The organism is Mycobacterium sp. (assembly GCF_036273375.1).
In the GTDB taxonomy this organism is placed as follows: Bacteria; Actinomycetota; Actinomycetes; order Mycobacteriales; family Mycobacteriaceae; genus Mycobacterium.
In genome coordinates, this window is the sequence record NZ_DASUHS010000052.1 from 1 (window position 1) to 2,970 (window position 2,970).

Sequence of the window (2,970 nt, forward strand, 5' to 3'; positions counted from 1 at the left end):
GAAAGCGCTCCTGCAGCCGGGCGAGCCCGATCCGGTGGTCCGGATGCCCGTGTGTGATCACGACGCCGGCGACTGCTTGCCGAACCGCTCTACCCAGTCCGCCAGCCGATCGACCTGGTCGTAGGTGATGGTCGTGTCGACCAGGATCGCGTCGCGTTCGCAGGTGATGAGCGTACTGCTCGGCGGCGACCACATCGGCCGGATCCCGGTGAGCGGCTTGGCCGGGGCTGCCCGGCGGTCAAGGTTCAGCGACCGGGGCTTGACCGCTCAGCATTGGCTTAGCCGGCGAGCGCCTTCTTGATGAAGGCCGCCACCGCCACCGGCTGGGCGATGAACGCCGTGTGCGAGCCGGCGATCGACTCGGTGGCCGCGCCCATCCGCTCGGCCATGAACCGCTCGGCGTCCGGCGGGATGGCGTTGTCGTGGTCGGACACCAGGTACCAGGATGGTTTGGTCTTCCATCCGGCGGCCGTGGCGTCCTCGGTCAGCGCCGCGATCGACAACGGCCGCTGCGTCGCCCACATGACCGCGGCGAGGTCGGCCGGCACATCCGCGCAGAACGTCTCCCGGAACTGATCCTTGCCGATGTAGAGCTCGGGGCCGCCGGGCGCGCCCGCGGCGTCGTACGCGGTAGGCGCGGACGTCGAGGCCAGCATCGACGGCGGGAACGGGCCCTGCACACTGGCGCAGCTCTCACCCGCATCGATACCGAATGCGGCAACGTATACCAATCCGACCACGTTGTCCAGATCGGCCGATGCCTGCGTGATCACCGCTCCGCCGTACGAATGCCCCACCAGGACGACAGGCCCGTCGATCGCCCGCACGTAGGCGCCGACCGCGTTCGCGTCGAAGGCAAGACTGCGCAGCGGATTGGGAGGCGCCACCACCTCGTACCCGGAGGTCGCCAGCTCCCGGATCACCCCGCCGAACCCGGAAGCGTCGGCGAACGCGCCGTGCACCAGCACGACCGTCGGCTGCATGGAACCAGGCATGATCATCCACCCCTCATCTGTCGGGTCGCCTACCAGCCCAGGGTGCCCTCGCCACCAGCGGCGATCCTTCACATATTCACGTGATGGAACGGCGTCCCGCCTCGCGATCTACTGAACTCACGCTCCACGGGAGCGACCTGGGGAAACCGAGGACAGGAGCCGCAGCTATGCCCATGATCGACGTGTACGCCACGGCCGGCACCTTCGCTGACAAACACAAGCTCGCCGTCGACCTGGCGACCGCGGTCATGGTCGTCGAGGGCGTGCCGGACATCCCGATGTTCCGGCAGAACACCGCCGCGTTCGTCCATGAGCTTGCCGCCGACAGCCTGTCGAACGTCGACGGCGACAACACCTACGTCCGGGTACAGGTGCTCACCAACGCCGGCGCCCTCGACCGGGACAAGCAGCTGGCCGTCGTTGAGCGGCTGACCCAGATAGTCGCCGCCGCGGCCGGTGACCTGACCTTGGCCGAGCGGACCTGGGTGCTGCTCACCGAAGCCATCCCCGGCGGCTGGGGCCTCAAGGGCCACGCCAACACCAACGACGAGCTGGTCAACGCGGCCCGAGCGCAGGTCGCCGAGCTGCAGGCGTGAACGCTGCAAGGAGAAGAACAATGAGCACCAGTCCGCTTTCAGTCGACGTCTTCGTCACCCCGATCCGCCCCTACGCAGGCGACCCACGCCAAGGACCCGGCGACGACCCGACCTGGGCCCCGATGAGCAGCACCCTGATCACCGGCGAGAATGAGGCGATCCTTATTGACGCCTTGATGACCAACGGTCAGGCAGACGCCTTGGCAGAGTGGGCCAAGAGTTTCGGCAAGCGCATCACTGGCATCTACATCACCCACGGGCACTCGGACCACTGGCTCGGTCTCGGGCGACTTCTCGAACACTTTCCCGAGGCGCGCGGCTTCGCAACCGCGGAAGTAGCCGCCCGCGCCGCGTGGGAAGCAGAGATGAACAAGACCACCCAGTACTGGACGTCCCGGTTCCCGGGCGAACTGCCCGAGGCTCCCGTAGTGCCTAATGCGCTCGCGGAACCCGAATTCGAGCTCGACGGACACCTTGTCCGCACGGTCCCGGTTGGGCAAGGAGACACCGAGCATTCAACGTTCTTCCATATTCCGTCGGCAGAGGCCGTCGTCGCTGGGGACATCGTCTACAACAACGTTCACATGATGCAATTTGAAACCAACGAAGAGAAGCGTAAAGCCTGGATCGCCAGCCTCGATGCCATCGCCGCACTGGAACCGAAGATCGTTGTCGCCGGTCACAAGCGTGCAGGATCGCCTGATCTCCCGGAGCACATCGCAGCGAGCCAGCAGTACCTGCGCGACTTCACCAGGATCGCCAACCAGCGAGACACCGTCGAGGACCTCGTCGCCGGAATGATGGAACTGCACGGCGACCGCGACAACCCCCACACGCTATGGATCTCGGCCCGCGCCGCGGTCGCCAACCGAGCCTGAACGAACACGATCGGGCAGTTACGGCTGACGGCCTCACAATCCGACCGAGGAGCTCGTGACCGCGGCCACGGTGAAGATCGCAAAACTGCAGGCTCGCTCCTGACGGAGGCACTCGATGAGCCACGACGTGATAATTGGAACAGACGGCAGGCCCCGCTGCGCCTGGGCCGGCGATGCCGGTACGCCACTTGGCCGCTACCACGACCAGGTCTGGGGCCACCGCACCTACGACCAGCGCGCGATGTTCGAAGCACTCACCCTCGGCGTGTTCCAGGTCGGGCTGAGCTGGTCGACCGTGTTCAACAAGCGAGACGCCTTCCGCACCGCGTTCCACGACTTCGACATCGCCAAGGTCGCCGCCATGACCGACAAGGACGTAGGCCGGCTGACGCAGGACGCGTCGATCATCCGCAACCGGGGCAAGATCCAGGCCACCGTCGACAACGCCCTCGCGATGCTGTCGGCATCGCCGAGCCTCGCCGAACTCGCGAGATCCTACGA

The 2,970-nt window shown here is 66.3% G+C and carries 5 protein-coding genes; 3 read left to right on the plus strand and 2 right to left on the minus strand.

Features of this window, described 5'->3' with window-relative positions:
- Positions 1–57: 57 nt before the first annotated feature.
- Complete coding sequence (locus VFW69_RS05120; RefSeq protein ID WP_526498824.1) at positions 58–195, minus strand: hypothetical protein; 138 nt, start codon at positions 193–195, stop codon at positions 58–60.
- Positions 196–278: 83 nt separating this feature from the next.
- Positions 279–995: an alpha/beta fold hydrolase gene (locus VFW69_RS05125; RefSeq protein ID WP_526498826.1), complete on the minus strand. Its 717-nt coding sequence runs from the start codon at positions 993–995 to the stop codon at positions 279–281.
- Between the two features lie 167 nt (positions 996–1,162).
- Between VFW69_RS05125 and VFW69_RS05130 the strand changes: the two genes are divergently transcribed.
- The 3 genes from VFW69_RS05130 to VFW69_RS05140 form a co-directional block, all read left to right on the plus strand.
- On the plus strand, positions 1,163–1,591 hold the full coding sequence (locus tag VFW69_RS05130) for a tautomerase family protein (RefSeq protein ID WP_526498828.1): 429 nt from the start codon (positions 1,163–1,165) through the stop codon (positions 1,589–1,591).
- 20 nt (positions 1,592–1,611) lie between these two features.
- Positions 1,612–2,469: an MBL fold metallo-hydrolase gene (locus VFW69_RS05135; protein ID WP_526498830.1), complete on the plus strand. Its 858-nt coding sequence runs from the start codon at positions 1,612–1,614 to the stop codon at positions 2,467–2,469.
- Positions 2,470–2,584: 115 nt separating this feature from the next.
- Positions 2,585–2,970, plus strand: a 386-nt coding sequence (locus VFW69_RS05140) for a DNA-3-methyladenine glycosylase I (RefSeq protein ID WP_526498832.1), incomplete at its 3' end; no start/stop codon positions are given.